We start from the raw sequence: 22,114 nt of genomic DNA, 5'->3' as shown, positions 1-22,114 counted from the left end.
CAGATAAGCTATCATAATTCAGGTGTTAAGTGATTGAAGTCGTTAAATTTTCTTTTGTTTGGCAATCATCTCTAATAATTCGTTGACTTCGCCGAGATCAAGTTTATTTTCTTCAAGAAAATAAGATAACATGCTGCTCGCTGAATTATCAAAATAATTATTTAAAAGTTTCCCTGTAATCAGTTTCTTATATTCTTCTTTCGTAATCTTAGGGATATAACGATGACTTTTCCCATAAGATTCGTGCACTAAGAAACCCTTGGTTTCTAAAATCCGCACTATGGTCGAGACTGTATTGTAAGCTGGTTTGGGTTCTGGTAAACGATCTATCACTTCTTTAACAAATGCTCCATCCATTTCCCAAAGCTCATGCATGATTTGCTCTTCAGCTTTTGTAAGTTCTTTAATTTCGTTCATAACTCTATTTCTTAAATGGCACGTCTGCCGATAATCGATTATATAACAAGTATAAAACTAAAAACCTAGTTATCAAACTAATTTTTTAGTTTACATCATAAAACACTGATATAAAAAGGATTAAAATTAACAACAAAGTTACATTGTCATATTCTAAGAGACTATTGCTAAATAGAGTCATTTGAGATAACTCCAATTTAGGTTCATTAAATTCCTATAAATACTGGAGAATTACCTTCAATATTTACAGGAATAAAATAGCATAGGCCTAAGTGGCTATATTTTAAATTTGAGTTTTAAGCTTGAATGATTTTTTAATAGCCACTATTCAGCACTCCAACGTCGGTTACTTTTCTTTTCTGATTGTTTCGCCTTTCTGTCTAGCCTATCTAAAACTTTCCGATAAGGTATTTTTGTTTTTTTCCGTGCTTTTACGGGTGTCAATGTCATTTTGATAATATGTAAAAATCGTTCGATTGCAATTTCTTTGTTTTTCAATTGAGAACGATCTGTATCACATTCTAATTGAAAGATACCATCTTTATTGATACGGTTACTTAATGTTTCCATAATGAGACTCTTCATATCCTCATCAACGCATGTACTGGCCAAAACTGGCCATTGTAACAGAACCTTAGTTGAAACTTTATTGACATTTTGTCCCCCTGCTCCACCCGAACGTGCAAATTTAAAGGTTAATTCTCTTAATAATAATTCTTTATTTACCATTGTTACTTCTTTCCAACTTATCTATTTTATTGATTAGATCTTTTATGATATCTAACTGGAACTGCTGCATCTCGATAAGCTCCTGTTCTTTATGAATCAATAAATGATCTATCTTTTCATGTAAAGTACGTATTTCCAATTCTGCTTTAAGATTGACCATATAATCATTCTGCGCTCTTTTACGGTCTTTATCCTCTTGTCTGTTTTGACTCATCATAATAACGGGAGCCTGTAAAGCCGCAATACAGGATAACAATAAATTGAGCAATATAAATGGATATGGGTCAAATCCTTTGTTACTCAACCAATACATATTTAACACAATCCAACAAACTAAAAATCCTAAAAAGGATAAAATGAATGTCCAGCTCCCTCCAAAGCCAGCAACTCTATCTGCAATACGTTCCCCAAAAGAATCTGCAACTTCCTCTTGGTCAATAGATGCGCTAATCATCTGATTATTATTCATACTCTCAATCACCAGCTGATCTAAACGTGTAAGCTCTCCCAACTCATTTTTCAAGATTGTTGAGATATACTTTTCTTTATATCCATCCAGTTCGCTAGAGGCAATGAGAGATTCTTTTGAAAATTCTGGAAAATCCTCCTTAACAAGATCAAAAATAGAAGTTCTTAATGTAGATCCCAACACTTTACTGGTAATGGGAAATGTCTTTCCAGATATACTGCTTACAAAAGTCTTCATAATAAGTTTAGTTAATATATAACAAGATAATTTATTTCCACCAATAAACCAGCAATACCGATTCATAATACCTGAAAATAATCCTTCACAAATTATTGCATTCGTGTGATTGGCTGTTTTACAAATTAATCTTTAATTTGCAGTAAATAAATAAGCATTATGAAAATAGGGATTGTATGTTATCCAACATTCGGCGGTAGTGGCGTCGTAGCAACAGAACTTGGAAAGGCTTTAGCTACGCATGGACATCAGGTTCATTTCATCACTTACCGGCAACCTGCCCGCTTGGATTTTTTTTCGGAAAATCTGTTTTATCACGAAGTTGCTGTTTCACAATATCCTCTTTTTGATTTCTTGCCATACGAATCTGCCTTAGCAAGTAAACTTGTTGATGTTGTTCGTTTTGAAAAACTAGACGTCATCCACGTTCACTATGCCATTCCACATGCTTCAGCTGCTTTTATGGCTAAACAAATCTTATTAACTTACGGCATCAATATTCCTGTTGTAACGACATTACATGGGACCGATATTACTTTAGTTGGTAAAGATAAAAGCTTTAGCCCTGTCGTTACTTTTTCAATTAATCAGTCTGATGGTGTGACTACCGTATCACAGAGTTTAAAGGATCAAACGCTTACTTATTTCGATATTAAGCGAGACATCCAAGTTATTCCTAATTTCATTGATCTGGAACGCTTTAGTATAAAAGACCGTTCTCATTTTAAACGAGCTATTGCTCCTGGAAATGAACGCATTTTGATTCATACCTCCAACTTTCGAAAAGTTAAAAATACGGGAGATGTGATTCGCATATTTCAAAAAGTAAATGAACATATCCCCAGTAAACTATTAATGGTTGGTGATGGACCAGAACGGACGAATGCTGAAGAATTGTGTCGTGATCTTGGTGTATGTCAAGATGTTCGCTTTCTGGGTAAACAAGATGCTGTTGAAGAAATTCTATCCGTATCCGATCTTTTCTTGATGCCATCGAGTTCTGAAAGTTTTGGTCTAGCCGCTTTGGAAGCAATGGCCTGTAAAGTTCCTGTTATTTCAACCAATACGGGAGGTTTACCGGAACTGAATGTTAATGGAGAAACGGGATTCTTAAGTGATATTGGTGATGTTGAAGAAATGGCGAAAAATGCGATCTATATTTTAGAGGATAATGATCGCTTAGAAAAGTTTAAAGATGCCGCATTAGAGCGCGCTAAAACATTCCAACTTAGTAATATTATGCCACAATACGAGGAATATTATAGACAGGTGATAGAAAAAGTTAAAAATTCCTAATAAATATGACATTCGTCCTTATCGGATGAAAAAAAAATTTTATCTTTGGCCTTTGGAGAATTTCCAAAAAAACAATTATGAAATACAAACGTATCCTATTAAAACTTAGCGGCGAATCCTTAATGGGAGATCAAAGCTATGGCATTGACATCAAGAGAGTTGCACAATATGCAAAAGACATCAAAGAGTTACATACTCAAGGCTTAGAAATTGCTATTGTTATTGGTGGAGGTAATATCTATAGAGGTTTAAGTGCAGAACAGTCTGGTATGGACCGTGTACAAGCGGATTATATGGGCATGTTAGCAACGGTTATCAATAGTATGGCGTTGCAAGATGGTCTTGAAAAAGTAGGTTTGAAAACACGTTTGTTGACAGCTATTAAGATGGAGCAGATCTGTGAGCCTTTTATTCGCAGAAGAGCTGTGCGTCACCTTGAAAAAGGTCGTATTGTTATCTTTGGAGCCGGAACGGGTAACCCATATTTTACGACAGACACCGCAGCTTCACTTCGTGCGATTGAAATTAATGCAGATGCAGTTTTAAAAGGTACTCGTGTTGATGGTATTTATACTGCAGATCCTGAAAAAGATCCTTCAGCTACACGTTTTGATGAAATTTCATTTACAGAAGTGTATCAAAGAGGTTTGAATGTAATGGATATGACAGCATTTACACTGTGTCAAGAAAACAACTTACCAATTATTGTGTTCGATATGAACAAGCCTGGTAACTTGTCTAAATTAGCCAACGGAGAGCCGGTAGGTACTATCGTACGCTAATCATAAAAAAGAAAAAAACGATATTAAGATATGAATGAATTGATTTCACTTGAATTGGACGATTGTAAGGAGAATATGTCCAAAGCTGTTTCTTTTACAGAATCAGAATTAACAAAAATTCGTGCCGGAAAAGCTTCACCATCTATGTTAGATGGCATTTCGGTTGATTATTATGGATCTCCAACTCCGTTGTCTCAAGTTAGTAATATTAATACAACTGACGCACGTACTATTGTTATCCAACCATGGGAAAAACAATTGATCAATGCTATTGAAAAAGCTATCACAGATGCTAACTTAGGTGTTAACCCACAAAATGATGGTATTGTGATCCGTTTGGTAATTCCTGCTTTAACAGAAGAAAGAAGACGTGATTTAGTAAGAAAAGCAAAAGAAGAAACTGAAAAAGGTCGTGTTGTTGTTCGTAATATCCGCAAAGAAACAAATGAGTCTTTGAAAAAATTGAAAAATGACGGTGCTTCTGAAGACGAAATAAAAGTTGGTGAAGCTGAAGTTCAGAAATTGACTGATTTATATATTGCAAAAGTTGATAAATTAGCTGAATTAAAAGAAAAAGATATCATGACGGTATAATTTTCTTTTCTGAGAATATTAAAATGGGGATGTATGCTATACATCCCCATTTTTTATTTTATAATAATGGTTTTCTTTAAAATTAGTTGTAACTTAATCCTTAAACTAAACTACAAACAAATTAAACAGTATGAATAATTCACGCCGTCAATTTATCAAAAAAGCTGGTCTTGGACTTTCTGCAGCATATTTCCTTCCACAGCTCCTTTCTTGTGAAAGTAAAAAACCAGGTATTGATTCACCTTTTGCTAATATAGGTGTACAACTATATTCGATTCGAGATCTGATGACTGCAAACCCGACCGATTCTTTACAGCAGGTTTCTAAAATAGGTTATAAGCATGTTGAAACATATGGAATAGATACTGTAGCAAAAAGTTTTTGGGGTTTAGATTATAAAAGTTTAAAAAAAGTATTAGACGATAATGGCCTAAAATCGCATAGCGGTCATTACGATATGTCAAAATACTTTAGCCGAAACCATCAAGATAAAGAGGATCTAAATATCTATTTTGATGCGGCAAAAGAGTTAGGACAAGAATATGTTATCGCTCCTGTCTCTCCAATGTTTGATATTTCTGCGTTAAAGAAGGATGATTTTCTATACATCGCGGAACAGCTAAATAAAGCGGGTGAAGCGGCTAAGAAACATGGTTTAAAGGTTGCTTTCCATAATCATTTCTGGGAATTTAGAGATTTAGGAAATGGTACCAAAGGGGAAGAAGTATTGTTGGCTTTTACAGAGCCCGACCTTGTTGATTTTGAACTTGATTTATACTGGGCAGAAAAAGCAGGAATTAATCCGGTCAGTTTATTTGAAAAATTCCCGGACCGATTCAAACTATGGCATATCAAGGATATGGATAAGGCATTTACAAAAACTATTGTTGGACCTGAATTTGACAAATTAGACTTTGGTGCAATTTCAAAAGAGGTAAAATATACAGAAGTTGGAACTGGCCATATTGATTTTATTGCTATCGCACAGGCAAAAGCAAAAGCGGGTTTAAAATATGCTTTTGTTGAACAAGATGATATCTATATACCCAATAAATTCGAAAGTTTAAAGAAAAGCTACGATTATGTAGAACAACATTTAGCTAAAATCTAATTATAAAAATAAAGGGGGCTGAAGCCCCCTTTATTTTTATAATTAGATGAGAATACTTAGAAAGTCATTTTTTCGACTTCTTCAGCTGTTTCAATCACTTTTGCAGCTAATTCAGCTTTAAAAGCGATGATATTTTTTTCGATTTCTTTATCTTGTGTTCCTATTATCTGCGCGGCAAGGATACCTGCATTTTTCGCGGCATTCAATGCCACTGTCGCTACAGGAATACCATTTGGCATCTGTAAGATCGATAATACAGAATCCCATCCATCAATTGAATTAGATGACTTTACCGGAACTCCGATAACAGGTAAATGCGTAATTGATGCTACCATACCTGGTAAATGTGCTGCTCCACCTGCACCAGCAATAATAACTTTCAAACCTCTTTTCGCCGCATCTTGCGCATAATCAAACATTCGTTGCGGCGTACGATGTGCGGAAACAATCGTTACTTCGAAAGGAACTCCCAATGTTTTCAATACATCTACTGCATCTTGCATTACAGGTAAGTCTGATTTACTTCCCATAATAATTCCAACTAAAACCTGGTTCAATGTTGACATATATTTTTAAGCTTTTACTTTTAAAATTTCTTGTACTTTTCTAGCATTACTGATGGCTAATTCACGGTCGTCATTGATAATACACACGTGTCCCATCTTACGGAAAGGTTTAGTGAATTTTTTGCCATACAAGTGCACATATACACCTTCCATAGCTAGAATCTCTTCTACACCTTCGTATTTAGCTAATCCTTCATAACCTTCTTCACCAAGAAGATTTATCATCACTGCATTAGTTCGACAACGTGTATCGCCTAATGGCAAATTAAAGATCGCTCTCAAATGTTGTGCAAATTGAGAAACATAGTTCCCTTCTATTGTTTGATGACCACTGTTATGTGTACGTGGCGCAAGTTCATTGACTAATATCTCACCGTCTTTTGTTAAGAACATCTCAACAGCTAAAAGTCCGACAATCTGTAGATCATTGGCAATCTTCTTGGCTAATTCTTCTGCTCGTTGCTGAATATCGAAACCATATGTTGAAGGTGCTATTAAAAACTCCACCAGGTTAGCTTCAGGATTAAACTCCATTTCTACCATTGGAAAAGTTGCAACATCGCCATCATCATTTCGTGCGACAATAACAGCTATTTCTTTTTCGAAATCAACCCATTCTTCGATTAAAGAGGGTTCATCAAAAGCAGTTTCTAAATCATCAACTGTATTTATCTTCTTCACTCCCTTACCATCATAACCATCTTTACGCAGTTTTTGAATATAAGGAATAGTCAAATTTGTATTTTTAAGATTCTCTTTGGTAGAGATCAGCTGAAATGCCGAAGTTGGAATATCATTTTGTTTAAAAAACTGCTTTTGCAATCCTTTATCTTGTATAAGACGAATGATACGCGATTGTGGATAGACAAGTACACCTTCTTCTTCCAATTTTTCTAAGGCATCCACATTTACCTTTTCGATCTCAATGGTAATCATATCAAGATCTTTTCCAAAATTGTATACAGTCTCAAAATCGCTCAGAGAGCCACATTCAAAACGATTGCATAATTTACGGCAAGGAGCATTCTTATCTGGATCAAGAATGTGAACATTAACGTTATAATTAATGGCCTCTTGAATCAACATACGGCCCAATTGACCACCGCCAAGAACACCTAATTGCAAATCACCATAAAAATCTTTTCCCATGTCTATTTTTCTATTTCTATTCTATTAAGCTTTTTGGTTAAACAACTGTTCTCCCAATAAACTTTCTTTTTCAATTTTCTTTTGTAGTTCTAAAAATGCGCCAATCAATGCTTCTGGCCTTGGAGGACAGCCTTGCACATATACATCCACCGGTATAACGCGATCAACTCCCTTTACAACATGATATCCATGTTGCCAATATGGCCCTCCACAATTTGAACATGATCCCATCGAAATCACATATTTTGGTTCTGGCATCTGTTCATATAGCTTCCGAATACGATCGGCCATTTTAAAGGTTACTGTCCCTGCTATAATCATCACATCCGACTGTCTAGGTGAAGGACGAGGAAAAACCCCTAATCGATCCAGATCATAATTAGCAGCCATGGCTCCCATCATCTCGATGGCACAGCAGGCTATACCAAAACTAATCGGCCACATCGAGGATAGTCTTGCCCAATTCAGGAGATCGTCCAATTTGGCTACAATAACACCATTATTCTGTATTTGACTTTCTAAACTCATGATGTTGCTCCTGGTTTTTTGAATCTGGGTTTAAAAGCTATTTTTGGGGCTACAGGCGCTTCTTCATTAGCTTTTTCTGCAGTTGCTTTATCATCTAACTGCGCTGTATATGCCCTTAACGGATAAGTTGCTTGATTAAGACCATCGTAAGCAGTACTTGGAATACTGACATTGACCTTTGGTCGTTGATGCATTGGCTTTACCCATTCGAGATCGCCCTTTACCCACACAAAAATCAACCCTATAATAAGTACACCTACAAATAATGCCATTTCAATCAGAGTAAACCAACCCCATCTTCCATCGGCGGCAATGTATTCGGTCTGTCCAAATACAGTAGCCCAAGGAAAGATGAAAATGAGCTCTACATCAAAAAGTAAAAATATAAGTGCAATAACATAAAATCTCGGATTAAATTGAACCCAAGAAGAACCTACAGCGTCTTCGCCACATTCATATGTACTTAATTTTTGAGGAGTAGGTTTATTTACAGAAAGCATTCGTCCTGCCATAATGGTCATCGCAACTAAAAATATGCCTACCAAAATTATGATAAGTATCTTTCCGTATTCCGATAATTGCCCGGGGTCATCCATTGTTTTACAAAGTTAAAAAATAATTCTATTACAATCAGAACTAAGTCTAAAATACAAAAAAATAAATATGAATTGTCAAACGATATAAGAGAATCTATGCGTTTTTAACTCATTTATTTCCTCTTTGATAACTCTATGACAATAGGCCAGCTGCAACGCCTCATTTACAATCGAACTGGCATTTTAATATTTCTAAAAAAATACCCTAAAAATTATGCATTTTTAGGGTATTAAAGGATATAAAAAATAATTTCTATCTTATTTACCTGGCATCTTTGGCATATTTTTCATTAATTTCGCTGCCATTGCCGGGTTTGACATCTGCTTCATCACTTTTCGCATATCGCCAAACTGTTTCATTAACTTATTCACTTCATTGATATCCGTACCTGAACCTTTCGCAATGCGAGTACGTCTTTTTTGATCTATCGCATCTGGATTTTCTCTTTCAAATGGAGTCATTGAATCAATAATTGCTTCAATTGGCTTGAATGCATTATCATCCACTTCAATATCTTTCATTGCTTTACCAACTCCAGGAATCATACCCATCAAATCTTTCATGTTACCCATTTTTTTGATTTGCTGAATCTGCGATTTAAAATCGTTGAAGTCAAACTTATTTTTTCGAATTTTCTTTTGAAGTTCGGCTGCTTCTTTTTCATCAAATTGTTGTTGAGCCCTTTCTACTAAAGAGACAACGTCACCCATACCCAAAATACGGGAAGCCATACGATCGGGATAAAATACATCTAATGCATCCATCTTCTCGCCTGTACCGATAAATTTGATTGGTTTGTTTACAACAGATTTAATTGATAATGCGGCACCACCACGAGTATCCCCGTCTAGTTTTGTTAAAACTACACCTGTAAAATCCAAACGGTCATTGAATGTTTTAGCTGTGTTCACAGCATCTTGACCGGTCATCGAATCTACAACAAAAAGAATTTCATGCGGTTGAGTAGCTTCTTTTACGGCAGTAATCTCCACCATTAAAGGCTCATCAATAGCTAAACGACCTGCTGTATCAATGATCACTACATTATGACCACTTCTTTTTGCCTCCTCTACCCCTGCTTTTGCAATAGCGATTGGATCTGTAGAATTACGGTCTACATAAACCGGAACCCCTACCTGTCCTGCCAATACTTCCAACTGGTCAATTGCCGCAGGACGGTACACGTCACCAGCTACCAATAAAGGCTTTTTACCTTTTTTATCTTTTAAGTATAAAGCTAATTTTCCTGAGAATGTTGTTTTACCAGCACCATTTAATCCGGCGATTAATATAACAGTCGGATTTTTAGAAGCTTCTAATTCAGTAACAGAGCCACCCATTAACGCTGTCAACTCATCATTCATGATTTTGGTCAACAATTGACCTGGCGAAATACTTGTTAATACATTTTCACCTAAAGCTTTTTGTTTAACGTCATCTGTAAATGTTTTTGCAGTTTTATAATTCACATCGGCATCTAATAATGCCTTACGAATCTCTTTCATCGTTTCTGCAACGTTGATCTCGGTAATACTACCTTGGCCTTTTAAAACCTTAAAGGCTCTATCTAATTTATCCTGTAAGTTCTGAAACATGATAATTGTAAGTCTATGCTATTATAAAAAGCAAAGTTAAAAAAATAGTCGGAAGCTGAAGCATATAGAATTCAATTCCAAGGATTAATACATAAAAAAAGCGAACATCTATAAAAACATTCGCTTTTTTGTGCTTTTAAGTTTCCTTAAAGCCATTAATCTCTTCTTCCGAATAATAGGGAAGCATAATATAATAGGGTAACCAAAGCACTTAATGCTGCTACCACATATGTCATTGCAGCCCATTTTAGTGCATCTTTTACACCTTCATCTTCTGTCGAGCTGTACGTTACACCATTATTACTTAACCAAGCTTTCGCACGATTTGAGGCATCAAATTCTACCGGAAGCGTCACGAAACTAAAAATTGTTGTAATTGCTAATGCTGCAACCCCTATTGCTAGAACAATATAGTTTTGTGAAAAGGCCATTAATATAACCCCCAACATCAAAACCCAAGATGTTAATTTTGAGGCGAAGCTCACCATTGGTACCATGGCAGATCTAAATCCCAACCATTTATATGCCGTAGCATGCTGCACAGCATGTCCACATTCGTGAGCAGAAACTGCCGCGGCAGCAATACTTCTTCCACTGTAGACTTCAGGGCTTAGATTTACCGTTTTATCTGCTGGATTATAGTGGTCACCTAAACGATCGGGGATCGAAACGACCTTCACATCATAAATACCATTATCATGAAGCATTTTTTGTGCAATCTCTGCCCCTGTCAATCCACTCGTTAATGGAATTTCAGAATATTTTTTAAATTTATTTTTAAATCGGGTTTGAACGATCAGGCTTATAACCATGATCCCTATAAATAAAATCCAATACATAATATTTTCTTTGTTTTAGTAGTTACTTATCAAAATACATTCCACCTTGCCATAACAGACAAAATTTCACATACTAATGTACTAAAATCATTCTTTAATACATAAAAGAACAATAAGTGAAACAAAAATATGACATTATTACATAGAAAGTCAAAAAATAAAAGGGATGCCCTCATCGGTTCATCCCTTTTAAATAGTATTATATTGTGGTATACTAACCGATCTGCAGCATTAGACTTTGGCCTTCGATCATCTTACGAAGGTTGGCTAAAGCATAACGCATACGTCCCAGTGCAGTATTGATGCTCACTTCAGTGATATCAGCTATATCTTTAAAGCTCATATCGCAGAAATGTCTCATTATCAACACCTCTTTTTGATCATCAGGAAGTTTTTGAATCATTTTCTTCAAATCGATATCACGCTGTTCTCTTAACATTTTTGATTCCACATTTTCATCACTGAAATCCAATACATCGAAAATATCAAAACCTTCTGTATTGACAATACTCGGAGCTCTTTTCTCTTTTCTAAAATGATCGATAATCATATTATGGGCAATGCGCATAACCCAGGGCAAGAATTTACCCTCGTCATTATATTTCCCTCCTTTTAATGTATTGATTACTTTTATAAAAGTTTCCTGAAAAATATCTTCTGCAAGATATTCATCTTTTACTTTCATATAAATGGATGTGTATATTTTTGATTTATAACGTTCTAACAAAGCTGCTAACGCTGTTTCTTTACCATCTAAATATATATGGATTAATTCTTGATCCGTCTTTTTATTTAAAATACTCATACTTCACCTATTTTTAGCAGTTACCAAATTAATTTTAATTACAACCTGTTTAAAAAGTAGATGTCTGTCGTATAGTATTTCGTTTATATAGTGATCAATTTTCGTATACTCAAAACAAGAGAAAATTATCGAGTAATCAAATTATTACAATGGAATTTAAGACTTTTTAACATTTGAACAAAAAAAGTGCCCTGATTTTAAATCAAGGGCACTTTTTATACTGTGATATTTTAACGTACTTCTTACTTATAAAGAGGGAAACCTGCCATCATCTCTTTTACCTTAGCGTGGATTTTAGCAAGTTCTGATTCGTTTGATGCATTTACGATAGCTGCATCAATTAATTCACCGATTTGTACAATCTCTGTTTCCTTGATACCGCGAGTTGTAATAGCTGCTGTACCAAAACGAACACCTGAAGTAACAAAAGGAGAACGAGAATCAAAAGGAACCATATTTTTGTTAGTTGTGATACCCGCTTTTCCTAAAACTGCCTCTGCTTCTTTACCAGAAATATCTTTATTACGTAAGTCAACCAACATTAAATGATTGTCTGTACCGCCAGAAATAATTTTGTAATCTCTTTCTACGAAGAACTGTGCTAAAGCCGCTGCGTTTTTCTTTACTTGAACAATATACTCCATATATTCGTCAGAAAGAGCTTCACCGTAAGCAATAGCTTTAGCAGCAATAGTATGCTCCAAAGGTCCACCTTGTGTACCTGGGAATACTGCTAAATCTAACAACTGTGTAATAGTTCTTGTTTCTCCTTTTGGTGTTTTTGCACCCCAAGTGTTTTCGAAATCTTTACCTACCATGATCATACCGCCACGTGGTCCACGAAGTGTTTTATGGGTAGTAGTTGTTACGATATGACAATGTGGAAGTGGATCATTCAATAATCCTCTTGCGATAAGTCCTGCTGGGTGAGAAATATCCGCTAAAACCAAAGCTCCAATTTCATCAGCAACTTTACGGATACGCGCATAATCCCAATCACGAGAATAAGCAGAAGCACCACAAATAATCATTTTTGGTTTTTCACGAAGTGCTGTTTCTTCTAATTGCTCATAGTCAATTAGTCCTGTATCTTCTTTTACACCATAAAACAAAGGTTGGTAAATTTTACCTGAAAGATTAGCTGGAGAACCGTGTGTTAAGTGACCACCATGCGATAAATCAAGACCTAGAATTTTATCACCTGGTTTAATTGTTGCTAAAAAAACTGCTGCGTTAGCCTGTGCTCCTGAATGTGGTTGTACGTTTACCCATTCTGCACCGAATAATTGCTTTGCACGGTTGATGGCAATAGTCTCAATTTCATCGACTACCTCACAACCTCCATAGTAACGTTTTCCCGGTAAGCCTTCAGCATATTTATTTGTCAAAACTGAACCTGCAGCTTCCATAACTTGTTTTGAAACGAAGTTTTCTGATGCGATTAATTCGATACCCTCCTCTTGGCGTTTCAGCTCATCAGCTATCAAATTGAAAATGGCTTGATCTCTTTCCATTGTTTTAATCTAGTGTAAAATATGAATATTATGATTTTAGTCTACAAATATAGTATAATACTTAAAAAAGGCCTCAAAAAACAGGCTTTATTATTACGAAATTTCACAAAAACCCCTTATTTATTAAAATTCATTAAAATGAAAAATTCAAATATCTCCAGATTCTTTCCTCTATATGATGCACATAAAATCAATAAAAGAAAGTTGCTCATCCACAAATAAATATCAATATCAGGAATACAATGACAATCAAATTGATGTTAATACATATTACTTTGTAACATGTTACAAACCGACCTATGTCCGATATTGGCAATCAATGTGTTTAATCAATGTCATAAATTAGAAGCAGTCCTATTTTCTATTAAAATTATGTAATTTTGTTTAAGTTGGTTAAAATATTATCACGATGAGTACAGAGACTATAACAGAAAAAGCTCCCTTGACATTAACTGAAGGAGCGATAAAGGAACTAAAAAAACTGAAGGATCAACAAGAAATTTCAGATGATTTTGGATTACGTATTGGTGTTGAAGGTGGCGGTTGTTCTGGGATGAGCTATATTTTAGGATTTGACCAGAAAAAAGAAGGTGATAGCGAATACAGTATTTCGGGAATTAGGGTATTTATGAACAAAGCACATGGTTTATATTTAGCTGGGATGGAAGTTGATTTTAGAAACGGTTTAGATGCACGTGGTTTTACCTTCAACAATCCAAATGCTTCCAGCACTTGTGGTTGCGGAAGTTCTTTCTCTGCATAAAGAATTAAAAATATACAGACAAAGCCCAATATTCAGTGAATATTGGGCTTTTTTTATTTATGAATCCTATTGATATGATCACTCCTTCAAGTTGAAATATCACTTTTTAGATTGATTATGCTATACAACCTGATGTTAAAGGTTGTAATTTACCCTAAAAGGGTTGTTTTTTAGCTTTTACCTTTCAGCTTAATTGATTAAATTAGCGACCTTTAGAAAAAGAATACGAGACACTGATGTATAAAGAATATAAGCAGCTTAATTTGCCGGAAATAGGCAAAGAAATATTGACCCGTTGGGAACAGGAAAAAATATTCGAAAAAAGTATCACAAACCGTCCAGGAAATAAAACGTACACCTTCTATGAAGGTCCTCCTTCTGCCAACGGTATGCCTGGTATTCACCATGTAATGGGGCGCGCAATCAAAGATATCTTCTGTCGTTATAAAACTTTAAAAGGATTTCAAGTAAAACGTAAGGGCGGATGGGATACGCACGGCCTTCCAATTGAACTTGCCGTTGAGAAAAAACTGGGTATCACTAAAGAAGATATTGGAAAGAAAATATCTGTTGAAGAGTACAATGATGCCTGCCGTACAGAGGTAATGAAATACACTGATGTATGGAATGATTTAACTATAAAAATGGGGTATTGGGTAGATCTTGAAAACCCTTATATTACCTATGAAAATGAATATATTGAAACACTTTGGTACATCTTAAAAGAATTTTATAAAAAGGGTCTTTTATACAAAGGGTATACCATACAGCCTTATTCGCCTGCGGCGGGAACAGGATTGAGCTCACATGAATTAAATCAACCTGGTACTTACAAAGATGTAAAGGATACGACAATTGTCGCACAATTTAGATTAATCAAAAATCAATTGCATCCAGCAATTGCCACTTTAGTGGAAGATGACTCTGAAGATGTTGCTTTCATTGCTTGGACAACTACGCCTTGGACATTACCTTCCAATACGGCACTGGTCGTTGGTAAAAAAATAAACTATGTAAAAATTAAAACTTTTAATCAATATACAGGAACACCTGTTTCGGTTATATTGGCTAAAGATTTAATCCCTAAACATTTTAAAACTGAAGGAAAAGACGCTTCGTTTCAAGATTATAATTTAGGTGATAAGGTTATTCCTTGGGAAGTCGCGGCAACTTTTACGGGCGAAGAGCTTGTTGGTTTACGCTATGAGCAGTTGATGCCTTATATCACGTCAGATGAACTACAGGAAAAAGCTTTCCGTGTAATCCCTGGAGATTTTGTAACCACAGAAGATGGTACAGGTATCGTGCATGCTGCACCAACATACGGCGCAGATGACTTTAGAGTAGCCAAAGAGCAAGGTGTACCGGGAATCTTGGTCAAAGATGAAAATGGCAAAGAAGTACCTACTGTGGATCGTACTGGACGATTTGTTAAGGAAATCACTGACTTTGCAGGTCGTTTTGTTAAAGAGGAATATTATTCGGATGCTGAACGTGCTGATAAAGATTTCCGTCCTACAGATGTGCTTATCGCTATAAAATTGAAAGAAGACAACAAAGCTTTTGATGTTAAAAAATATGAGCATACTTATCCACACTGCTGGCGTACAGACAAACCTGTTCTGTACTATCCATTGGATAGCTGGTTTGTTAAATCGACAGCTGTTAAGAATGACCTAGTTGCACTAAATAAAACCATTAACTGGAAGCCTGAAGCGACTGGTACTGGACGTTTTGGTAATTGGTTGGAAAATCTAGTTGATTGGAATCTATCACGCTCACGTTACTGGGGGACTCCCCTACCTATCTGGCGCTCTGAAGATGAAAATGAAGAAATCTGTGTTGGTTCTATGCCTGAATTGAAGGCTTTATTGGAGGCATCTCTGGTTTCTGATGTATTATCTGAAAAGGAAAAAGAAACCAACAAAGCATATTTGGATAAATTCGGAACTGAAAAACTTGATCTGCACCGTCCTTATGTAGACGATATCGTATTTGTATCGGATGCGGGTCAAAAATTATTCCGTGAACCTGATTTAATCGATGTTTGGTTTGATTCTGGTGCTATGCCTTACGCCCAGTGGGGTTTAGACTATGAAAAACTTGCAAAAGGAGAAGCACTTCCATTTAAAGAAGGCTATAAAGAAGCATTTCCAGCAGACTTCATTGCTGAGGGAGTTGATCAGACACGGGGCTGGTTCTTCACACTTCATGCAATCTCAACGATGCTACAAAAATCGGTTGCATTCAAAAATGTCATTTCGAATGGATTGGTTTTAGATAAAAATGGTAATAAAATGTCTAAACGTCTTGGTAATGGGATTGATCCATTTACCATGTTAGATAAATATAGTGCTGATGCAACACGTTGGTATATGATCAGCAATGCTTCACCATGGGATAATTTAAAGTTCAATGAAGAGGGACTGGATGAGGTACGTCGTAAGTTTTTCGGAACTTTATATAATACCTATGCATTTTTTGCTCTGTACGCGAACATTGATAAATTTAGTTATAGTGAAGCGGATATTGCTTTAGAAAACCGTCCTGAAATAGACCGTTGGGTAATATCACTATTGAACAGTTTAATTAAAGAAGTCGATGAATTTTATGCAGACTTCGAGCCTACAAAAGCGGCACGTGCGATACAAAATTTTGTTGACGAGCACTTAAGTAACTGGTACGTTCGTCTTTGCCGCCGTCGTTTCTGGAAGGGAGAATATTCTGAAGATAAGATCTCTGCGTACCAAACTTTATTTACTTGTTTGGATACGATAGCGAAATTGATGTCTCCTATCTCGCCTTTCTTTTCAGACCAGTTGTATCTAGATTTGAACAACGCTACGGGTAGGGAAACTTTTGAATCCGTGCATTTAGCAAATTTCCCGAATTATCAGGAAAAATTGATCGACAAGGATTTGGAGGAGCGTATGTCATTGGCTCAAGATATTTCATCCCTTACCTTATCACTGCGCAAAAAAGTAGGCATCAATGTACGACAACCGTTAAACAAAATCTTACTTCCGGTACTGGATAATAGCTTCCAAGAACGTGTAGAAAAAGTAAAAGATTTGATACTTTCCGAAACGAATATTAAAGATATTCAATTCATTACGGACACGACAGGTATTATCAAGAAAAAAATTAAACCGAACTTTAAAGCTCTTGGCTCGAAAGTTGGTAAAGACATGAAGTTAGTGTCTGCAAAAATCAATGCACTTTCTACAGAAGAGCTTGCAAAATTGGAAAGCGATGGTGAAATTTTATTAGCCGATACACCTTATACAATCCAATTGAGCGATGTAGAAATTATAGCAGAAGATGTTGCTGGCTGGCAGGTCGCTAATTTAGCTAAATTAACCGTAGCCCTGGATATCCATATTTCTGAGGAATTAAAACAAGAAGGATTGTCAAGAGAGTTGGTTAACCGTATCCAAAACCTAAGGAAAGACAAAGGTTTTGAGGTTACTGACCGTATCCGTGTTTTAGTTAGCAAAGATGCTGATATTGAGAGCGCAACGAATGAAAATTTATCTTATATTTGTACCGAAATTCTAGCGGATTCATTGAGTTTCGAAGAATCACTAACTACCGGAGATAGCATTGATATTGACGGAAAGGAATTGAATGTTTTAATCGAAAAAATTTAAATTATGGCAACTAATAACGAAAAGACACGCTATAGCGATTCAGAGCTACAAGAATTTAAAAGCATTATCTTAGAAAAACTAAGAATTGCAAAAGAGGAACTTGCTGCCTTAACGGCCTCTCTAAATAATAGTGATGCAAACGGTACGGATGATACTGCTGGTACTTATAAAACTTTGGAAGATGGTTCTGCCACTTTAGAAAAAGAACAAACGAATCAATTGGCTGCTCGCCAACGAAAATTCATCGATAACTTAGATGCGGCTTTAGTTCGTATTGAGAACAAAACTTATGGTATTTGTAGAGAAACGGGAAAATTGATCCAAAAGGAAAGATTGAAAGCTGTTCCTCACACTACGTTAAGTATCGAAGCTAAAAATAAACAGTATTAATATTATTTAAATACAAAAACATAATGGTCTTTACCAAAAGTAAAGACCATTTTTACAACTATGAAAGGCTATACTAAACCAGTAATTCTGATTATTCTCGTTCTTTTAATTGACCAGATATCAAAAATATGGGTCAAATTAAATATGACCATTGGTCAAAGCTATGAGGTGATTGGTAAATTTGTCCAAATCCATTTTATAGAGAATAATGGAATGGCCTATGGAATGGAATTTGGTGGCGAATTTGGGAAACTGATGCTAACACTTTTTCGTATTATCGCTGTCGGCGCAATCGGCTATGGCCTACATTACATGGTTAAAAAGAAATATAATCGCGGATTTATTCTCAATATTGCCTTAATCTTTGCAGGAGCACTTGGAAATATTATCGACTCTACTTTTTATGGTATGATCTTTAGTGAAAGCACCTGGTACGATAAAGCTTCATTATTTCCTGCAGATGGAGGATATGCAACGATTTTCCATGGAAAGGTAGTTGATATGCTCTATTTTCCACTGATTAATGGAACATTCCCATCCTGGCTCCCGATTTGGGGTGGTCAAGAATTTCTATTCTTCCGACCTGTATTCAACATTGCTGATTCTGCAATATCGGTGGGGGTTGTGCTGATTCTACTTTTCCAAAAGAAATATTTTAAAGAAGAGAAAGAAGAAAAAACAAGTATACATAGTGAAATCGTAGAAGATTAATAACGACTTCTAAAAAGTCTTGAATTTTCAAGGCTTTTTTTATGAACAACTACAAATGATAAAATTATATATTAAATGCACCCTTTTAACACTTTTCAGTGTTCTAAGTTTACAAGGAATTGCACAATACAGCAATCCTGAACTCGTAAAAAAACATATCAACTATCTCGCAAGTGATAAGATGAAAGGTCGCGGTACAGGAAGCAAAGAAGTATTCAAAGCGGCAGATTATATTGAAAAATATTTTAAAACACTTAAACTTCAACCGTTAGGTGAAAAAGGATTCAGACAATCGTTTGATGCTAAAGTATGGAAAGTTAAAGTGAGTGACAGCATTCGCAAAGCAGATAACATCATTGCATTTTTAGACAATGGCGCTCCACTTACTATTGTAATCGGGGCACATTATGACCATTTAGGAACTGGTCATCAAGGCAGTTCGAAAGATTCCCTGGGTGTTGGTAAAATACATAACGGAGCAGATGATAATGCTTCAGGCGTAGCCGGCTTACTGGAATTAGCACGTTATTATAGTACGAATAATTTAAAGGAAAGTTATAATTTTCTTTTTATCGCATTTGGTGCTGAAGAATTAGGATTAATCGGATCAAAATATTTTACCGAACACCCAACTTTACCACTTGATAAAATAACAGGTATGCTAAACATGGATATGATCGGCAGGTTAAATCCTGAACAGGGTGTTGCTGTAATTGGATATGGGACAAGTAAAAAATGGCCGGAAATATTTGAGGGTATCACACCGAAAATTAAGTTTTATACAGGTCATGATGGTAATGGTGGTTCTGACCAGACCTCATTCTATAAGAAGAATATTCCAGTTCTATTTTTCCACACAGGAGGTCATCCTGATTATCATATGCCAACAGATGATCCAGAAAAAATCAATTATTCAGGACTTACTGGAATTATTGATTTCGAGGTCATGGTTATCAACAATATGTTAAAACAAAGTGAGAAACTCGAATTCCAATTCACAAATTAATGATGGTTACCAACAAAGTGTTAATAACTGGGTCAAATGGGTTTTTAGGACAAAAACTAATCGATCTACTTAGTAAAAACCTCAATTATGAAGTTTTTGCTATTTCCATGAATAAAAACGACAATCCGAATGTAGAGAATTATCATTTTCAACAATTGGATTTAATGAATTCGGATCTTTTAAACAACTATCTGTCAGAAGTTAAACCAAATTACATCATTCACACTGCTGCAATCACAAGTGTTGAAGGGTGTGAAGCTGATAAAGTGCTCTGTGAAAAGATGAACGTTGGGGTAGCAAAGCAATTGGCCGACTATTGTAAGCAGACAAATGGTTTTTTAGTACAGTTATCCACAGACTTTGTTTTTGATGGCCAAAATGGTCCATATAAAGAGGATGATTCAACCAATCCATTAAGTGAATATGGTAAAAGCAAATTACGTTCAGAACAAGTTATCCATAACTCTGGATGTGAATATGCGATCTTAAGAACTATATTGGTGTATGGAATAAATGCTAATCCAAACCGCTCTAATTTAGTGCTTTGGGCAAAAGAAAAGCTTTCAAAAAATGAAGCGATAAAAGTTGTGAAAGATCAATGGCGCATGCCAACGTTTGTTGATGATTTAGCTGAAGCCTGTCTTTTATCTATTGAAAAACGTGCAACAGGAGTTTTCCACATCAGTGGGGAGGAAATGTTTACAATTGCTGAAGCAGTCTATCAAATTGCAGATTTTTGGAACTTTGACAAATCCTTAATTTCAGAAATTACGGCGGCATCAATAGGTCAATCTGAAAACAGACCACAAAAAACAGGATTTATATTATCAAAAGCCAAGTCGATTTTGGGCTTTCAACCAACTCCTTTCAAAGCGAGTTTAGAAATAATCGATAAACAATACGGATTCTTCCGTTAATAATAAAATAAGAGATGAAGGAGAAATGTGCTAAAGAGTCTACTACGGTAATGAATGAATTAGTATTACCGAATGATACGAATACTTTTGGTAATTTAATGGGCGGTAGATTGTTGTATTGGATGGATATCTGTTCTGCAATGGCAGCGCAGAAACATTGTAATAGTCCGGTAGTAACCGTATCGGTCGATAACGTTTCATTCAAAAGGTCCATTCGACTAGGAGAAGTTGTGACCATTGAAGCAAAGGTAACGCGTGCTTTTAACACTTCAATTGAAGTAAGAATGGAAGTGTTTGCTCAAAATCTTCCATTGGGAACAAAAGAAAAATCAAATGAAGCCTATTATACATTCGTAGCGGTAGACGAACATGCCAAACCGCAGCCTATTCCGAAAGTAGTTCCTGAAACGGAATTGGAACATAGGCTTTACGATGAGGCAATGAGACGTCGTGAGTTACGCTTAATATTAAGTGGTAAGCTAGATCCGAGCAAAGCTACTGAATTAAAAAACCTTGTCAATTTATTTGATCACAAAGGCTAATTAAAAATGCCTCAGATGGTGTATCTGAGGCATTTTTAATTTTAATTAGTGCAAACGCTATTATTCAGAGCCTAAAGCCACTATACGATCAAACTCTTCAGCCTTTAGTGGCATTACAGATAATCTTCCTTGACGTACTAATGCAACATCCTGTAAAAATTCATCTGCTTTGATCTGCTCTAATGTAACTGATTTTTTAAATGTCTCGACCGGAGCTAAATCTACGACTACCCATTTCGGATCTTCAGTTGTAGGATCCTGATAGTATTCTTTTACAACTTTTGCAATACCCACCACTTCTTTTCCTTCATTGCTATGGTAAAATAAAACAAGATCACCCTCTTTCATTGCTTTAAGATTGTTACGGGCTTGATAATTACGTACACCATCCCAAAACGTCTGACCATCTTTATTAAATTGCTCCCAGCTGTATTTGAAAGGTTCAGATTTGACCAAAAAGTAATTCATATCGAAAAAATTAGTTTTGTTGTTCTAATACTTCCATTTTATCAGCAAAGTGAGCGCAATAATCACGTAAATCTGCGATTACTTTCTCTGCCATAGGATCACCGCCTGAAGAACGTAGAAATGAATCTCCTAATGTCTGTAAGGTCTCATAGAAAAAACGTTTCATCTCATCATAAGGCATATCTTTAGTCCATAAATCGATACGCATTGAGTTTTTATATGCAGAATCCCATAATGCTAAAAACATGGCTTTGGCAGGAAGTTCATCAGAAGATTCACCATCATTAGAAGACCAAGTAATTTTGTCAGGCACGTTTGCATCATCCAATTCAACCTGTAATTTTATTTCTGCTTTTTTCATTAGAATATGATTTGTTTTAATAATGAGTGTTAGCTTTTACTAATTATTAAGCTGGTTTCACTCGGTTTTTAAAGGCTA

General features: G+C 35.6%; 24 protein-coding genes. 11 read left to right on the top strand and 13 right to left on the bottom strand.

The features are described 5' to 3' along the window. Positions 1-42: 42 nt before the first annotated feature. The 3 genes from ACFS6I_RS05350 to ACFS6I_RS05340 all read right to left on the bottom strand — a co-directional run bounded on the left by ACFS6I_RS05350 (position 43) and on the right by ACFS6I_RS05340 (position 1,852). Positions 43-417 (bottom strand): BlaI/MecI/CopY family transcriptional regulator, encoded by a 375-nt coding sequence (locus tag ACFS6I_RS05350; protein ID WP_021189331.1) that lies wholly within the window; start codon positions 415-417, stop codon positions 43-45. A 324-nt stretch (positions 418-741) separates the two neighbouring features. After that, positions 742-1,146 (bottom strand): alternative ribosome rescue aminoacyl-tRNA hydrolase ArfB, encoded by a 405-nt coding sequence (gene arfB / locus ACFS6I_RS05345; RefSeq protein ID WP_380918650.1) that lies wholly within the window; start codon positions 1,144-1,146, stop codon positions 742-744. Then, positions 1,136-1,852: a DUF1003 domain-containing protein gene (locus ACFS6I_RS05340; protein WP_031287875.1), complete on the bottom strand. Its 717-nt coding sequence runs from the start codon at positions 1,850-1,852 to the stop codon at positions 1,136-1,138. Before ACFS6I_RS05340 ends, arfB begins: the two co-directional genes overlap by 11 nt. Before the next feature lie 159 nt (positions 1,853-2,011). On the opposite strand from ACFS6I_RS05340, the gene bshA reads away from it, so the two are divergent. From bshA to ACFS6I_RS05320, 4 genes are all read left to right on the top strand, one after another. Continuing rightward, entirely contained in the window at positions 2,012-3,148 is a 1,137-nt protein-coding gene (gene bshA, locus ACFS6I_RS05335; protein ID WP_380918648.1) for an N-acetyl-alpha-D-glucosaminyl L-malate synthase BshA, read from the top strand. Between the two features lie 77 nt (positions 3,149-3,225). After that, positions 3,226-3,930, top strand: coding sequence for a UMP kinase (gene pyrH, locus ACFS6I_RS05330; RefSeq protein WP_021189335.1), 705 nt, complete (start codon positions 3,226-3,228; stop codon positions 3,928-3,930). Positions 3,931-3,960: 30 nt separating this feature from the next. After that, positions 3,961-4,524 carry a ribosome recycling factor gene (gene frr / locus ACFS6I_RS05325; RefSeq protein ID WP_031287877.1) on the top strand — a complete coding sequence of 188 codons (564 nt, stop codon included), beginning with the start codon at positions 3,961-3,963 and terminating at the stop codon, positions 4,522-4,524. Positions 4,525-4,654: 130 nt separating this feature from the next. Then, on the top strand, positions 4,655-5,635 hold the full coding sequence (locus tag ACFS6I_RS05320; RefSeq protein ID WP_380918645.1) for a sugar phosphate isomerase/epimerase family protein: 981 nt from the start codon (positions 4,655-4,657) through the stop codon (positions 5,633-5,635). A gap of 56 nt (positions 5,636-5,691) precedes the next feature. On the opposite strand, the gene purE is transcribed toward ACFS6I_RS05320, so the two are convergent. The 8 genes from purE to glyA form a co-directional block, all read right to left on the bottom strand. Next, positions 5,692-6,201: a 5-(carboxyamino)imidazole ribonucleotide mutase gene (gene purE / locus ACFS6I_RS05315; protein WP_021188838.1), complete on the bottom strand. Its 510-nt coding sequence runs from the start codon at positions 6,199-6,201 to the stop codon at positions 5,692-5,694. A 6-nt stretch (positions 6,202-6,207) separates the two neighbouring features. Then, positions 6,208-7,350, bottom strand: coding sequence for a 5-(carboxyamino)imidazole ribonucleotide synthase (locus ACFS6I_RS05310; RefSeq protein WP_132843726.1), 1,143 nt, complete (start codon positions 7,348-7,350; stop codon positions 6,208-6,210). Positions 7,351-7,374: 24 nt separating this feature from the next. Beyond that, positions 7,375-7,878: an NADH-quinone oxidoreductase subunit B gene (locus tag ACFS6I_RS05305; protein WP_021188837.1), complete on the bottom strand. Its 504-nt coding sequence runs from the start codon at positions 7,876-7,878 to the stop codon at positions 7,375-7,377. Continuing rightward, positions 7,875-8,474: an NADH-quinone oxidoreductase subunit A gene (locus ACFS6I_RS05300; RefSeq protein ID WP_380918642.1), complete on the bottom strand. Its 600-nt coding sequence runs from the start codon at positions 8,472-8,474 to the stop codon at positions 7,875-7,877. The genes ACFS6I_RS05305 and ACFS6I_RS05300 overlap by 4 nt, the downstream gene beginning before the upstream one ends. A 258-nt stretch (positions 8,475-8,732) precedes the next feature. Continuing rightward, positions 8,733-10,070 carry a signal recognition particle protein gene (gene ffh / locus ACFS6I_RS05295; RefSeq protein WP_380918640.1) on the bottom strand — a complete coding sequence of 446 codons (1,338 nt, stop codon included), beginning with the start codon at positions 10,068-10,070 and terminating at the stop codon, positions 8,733-8,735. Positions 10,071-10,225: 155 nt separating this feature from the next. Further along, positions 10,226-10,909, bottom strand: coding sequence for a zinc metallopeptidase (locus tag ACFS6I_RS05290; RefSeq protein WP_132773418.1), 684 nt, complete (start codon positions 10,907-10,909; stop codon positions 10,226-10,228). A gap of 214 nt (positions 10,910-11,123) precedes the next feature. Beyond that, positions 11,124-11,714, bottom strand: coding sequence for an RNA polymerase sigma factor (locus ACFS6I_RS05285; RefSeq protein ID WP_132773416.1), 591 nt, complete (start codon positions 11,712-11,714; stop codon positions 11,124-11,126). Positions 11,715-11,956: 242 nt separating this feature from the next. Next, complete coding sequence (glyA, locus tag ACFS6I_RS05280; RefSeq protein WP_132773414.1) at positions 11,957-13,228, bottom strand: serine hydroxymethyltransferase; 1,272 nt, start codon at positions 13,226-13,228, stop codon at positions 11,957-11,959. Between the two features lie 409 nt (positions 13,229-13,637). Between glyA and ACFS6I_RS05275 the strand changes: the two genes are divergently transcribed. The 7 genes from ACFS6I_RS05275 (at position 13,638) to ACFS6I_RS05245 (ending at position 21,207) form a co-directional block, all read left to right on the top strand. Further along, positions 13,638-13,991 carry a HesB/IscA family protein gene (locus tag ACFS6I_RS05275; RefSeq protein ID WP_021188834.1) on the top strand — a complete coding sequence of 118 codons (354 nt, stop codon included), beginning with the start codon at positions 13,638-13,640 and terminating at the stop codon, positions 13,989-13,991. 236 nt (positions 13,992-14,227) lie between these two features. Beyond that, positions 14,228-17,641, top strand: coding sequence for an isoleucine--tRNA ligase (gene ileS, locus ACFS6I_RS05270; RefSeq protein WP_380918637.1), 3,414 nt, complete (start codon positions 14,228-14,230; stop codon positions 17,639-17,641). Positions 17,642-17,644: 3 nt separating this feature from the next. Then, positions 17,645-18,031 carry a TraR/DksA family transcriptional regulator gene (locus tag ACFS6I_RS05265; protein WP_021188833.1) on the top strand — a complete coding sequence of 129 codons (387 nt, stop codon included), beginning with the start codon at positions 17,645-17,647 and terminating at the stop codon, positions 18,029-18,031. Positions 18,032-18,091: 60 nt separating this feature from the next. Further along, on the top strand, positions 18,092-18,742 hold the full coding sequence (locus ACFS6I_RS05260; protein ID WP_021188832.1) for a lipoprotein signal peptidase: 651 nt from the start codon (positions 18,092-18,094) through the stop codon (positions 18,740-18,742). A gap of 55 nt (positions 18,743-18,797) precedes the next feature. Then, a complete protein-coding gene (locus tag ACFS6I_RS05255) occupies positions 18,798-19,748 on the top strand; it encodes a M20/M25/M40 family metallo-hydrolase (RefSeq protein WP_132843734.1) in 951 nt (316 codons plus the stop codon). Next, entirely contained in the window at positions 19,748-20,665 is a 918-nt protein-coding gene (locus ACFS6I_RS05250) for an SDR family oxidoreductase (protein WP_380918635.1), read from the top strand. Before ACFS6I_RS05255 ends, ACFS6I_RS05250 begins: the two co-directional genes overlap by 1 nt. A gap of 14 nt (positions 20,666-20,679) precedes the next feature. Next, entirely contained in the window at positions 20,680-21,207 is a 528-nt protein-coding gene (locus tag ACFS6I_RS05245) for an acyl-CoA thioesterase (protein ID WP_021188831.1), read from the top strand. Positions 21,208-21,267: 60 nt separating this feature from the next. On the opposite strand, the gene ACFS6I_RS05240 is transcribed toward ACFS6I_RS05245, so the two are convergent. After that, the gene (locus ACFS6I_RS05240) at positions 21,268-21,675 is read right to left on the bottom strand and encodes an EVE domain-containing protein (RefSeq protein WP_021188830.1); all 408 of its coding nucleotides are present in this window, start codon (positions 21,673-21,675) and stop codon (positions 21,268-21,270) included. Positions 21,676-21,685: 10 nt separating this feature from the next. Further along, positions 21,686-22,036: a gliding motility protein GldC gene (gene gldC / locus ACFS6I_RS05235; protein ID WP_021188829.1), complete on the bottom strand. Its 351-nt coding sequence runs from the start codon at positions 22,034-22,036 to the stop codon at positions 21,686-21,688. Positions 22,037-22,114 lie beyond the last annotated feature (78 nt).

This window comes from Sphingobacterium anhuiense, from assembly GCF_042686355.1.
In the GTDB taxonomy this organism is placed as follows: domain Bacteria; phylum Bacteroidota; class Bacteroidia; order Sphingobacteriales; family Sphingobacteriaceae; genus Sphingobacterium; species Sphingobacterium anhuiense.
The sequence above is the reverse complement of the archived record's forward strand: the minus strand, read 5'-3'. Positions and strand labels throughout refer to the sequence as shown.

Bases quoted from the DNA above. Each gene is read 5' to 3' on its own strand.
- ACFS6I_RS05260 (WP_021188832.1), top strand. From the start codon at position 18,092: ATGAAAGGCTATACTAAACCAGTAATTCTGATTATTCTCGTTCTTTTA.
- glyA (WP_132773414.1), bottom strand. From the start codon at position 13,228: ATGGAAAGAGATCAAGCCATTTTCAATTTGATAGCTGATGAGCTGAAA.
- ACFS6I_RS05240 (WP_021188830.1), bottom strand. From the start codon at position 21,675: ATGAATTACTTTTTGGTCAAATCTGAACCTTTCAAATACAGCTGGGAG.
- purE (WP_021188838.1), bottom strand. From the start codon at position 6,201: ATGTCAACATTGAACCAGGTTTTAGTTGGAATTATTATGGGAAGTAAA.
- ACFS6I_RS05320 (WP_380918645.1), top strand. From the start codon at position 4,655: ATGAATAATTCACGCCGTCAATTTATCAAAAAAGCTGGTCTTGGACTT.
- arfB (WP_380918650.1), bottom strand. From the start codon at position 1,146: ATGGTAAATAAAGAATTATTATTAAGAGAATTAACCTTTAAATTTGCA.
- ACFS6I_RS05305 (WP_021188837.1), bottom strand. From the start codon at position 7,878: ATGAGTTTAGAAAGTCAAATACAGAATAATGGTGTTATTGTAGCCAAA.
- pyrH (WP_021189335.1), top strand. From the start codon at position 3,226: ATGAAATACAAACGTATCCTATTAAAACTTAGCGGCGAATCCTTAATG.
- ACFS6I_RS05285 (WP_132773416.1), bottom strand. From the start codon at position 11,714: ATGAGTATTTTAAATAAAAAGACGGATCAAGAATTAATCCATATATAT.
- ACFS6I_RS05265 (WP_021188833.1), top strand. From the start codon at position 17,645: ATGGCAACTAATAACGAAAAGACACGCTATAGCGATTCAGAGCTACAA.
- bshA (WP_380918648.1), top strand. From the start codon at position 2,012: ATGAAAATAGGGATTGTATGTTATCCAACATTCGGCGGTAGTGGCGTC.
- ACFS6I_RS05350 (WP_021189331.1), bottom strand. From the start codon at position 417: ATGAACGAAATTAAAGAACTTACAAAAGCTGAAGAGCAAATCATGCAT.
- ACFS6I_RS05340 (WP_031287875.1), bottom strand. From the start codon at position 1,852: ATGAAGACTTTTGTAAGCAGTATATCTGGAAAGACATTTCCCATTACC.
- ACFS6I_RS05275 (WP_021188834.1), top strand. From the start codon at position 13,638: ATGAGTACAGAGACTATAACAGAAAAAGCTCCCTTGACATTAACTGAA.
- ffh (WP_380918640.1), bottom strand. From the start codon at position 10,070: ATGTTTCAGAACTTACAGGATAAATTAGATAGAGCCTTTAAGGTTTTA.
- gldC (WP_021188829.1), bottom strand. From the start codon at position 22,036: ATGAAAAAAGCAGAAATAAAATTACAGGTTGAATTGGATGATGCAAAC.
- ileS (WP_380918637.1), top strand. From the start codon at position 14,228: ATGTATAAAGAATATAAGCAGCTTAATTTGCCGGAAATAGGCAAAGAA.
- ACFS6I_RS05310 (WP_132843726.1), bottom strand. From the start codon at position 7,350: ATGGGAAAAGATTTTTATGGTGATTTGCAATTAGGTGTTCTTGGCGGT.
- ACFS6I_RS05250 (WP_380918635.1), top strand. From the start codon at position 19,748: ATGATGGTTACCAACAAAGTGTTAATAACTGGGTCAAATGGGTTTTTA.
- frr (WP_031287877.1), top strand. From the start codon at position 3,961: ATGAATGAATTGATTTCACTTGAATTGGACGATTGTAAGGAGAATATG.
- ACFS6I_RS05290 (WP_132773418.1), bottom strand. From the start codon at position 10,909: ATGTATTGGATTTTATTTATAGGGATCATGGTTATAAGCCTGATCGTT.
- ACFS6I_RS05255 (WP_132843734.1), top strand. From the start codon at position 18,798: ATGATAAAATTATATATTAAATGCACCCTTTTAACACTTTTCAGTGTT.
- ACFS6I_RS05300 (WP_380918642.1), bottom strand. From the start codon at position 8,474: ATGGATGACCCCGGGCAATTATCGGAATACGGAAAGATACTTATCATA.
- ACFS6I_RS05245 (WP_021188831.1), top strand. From the start codon at position 20,680: ATGAAGGAGAAATGTGCTAAAGAGTCTACTACGGTAATGAATGAATTA.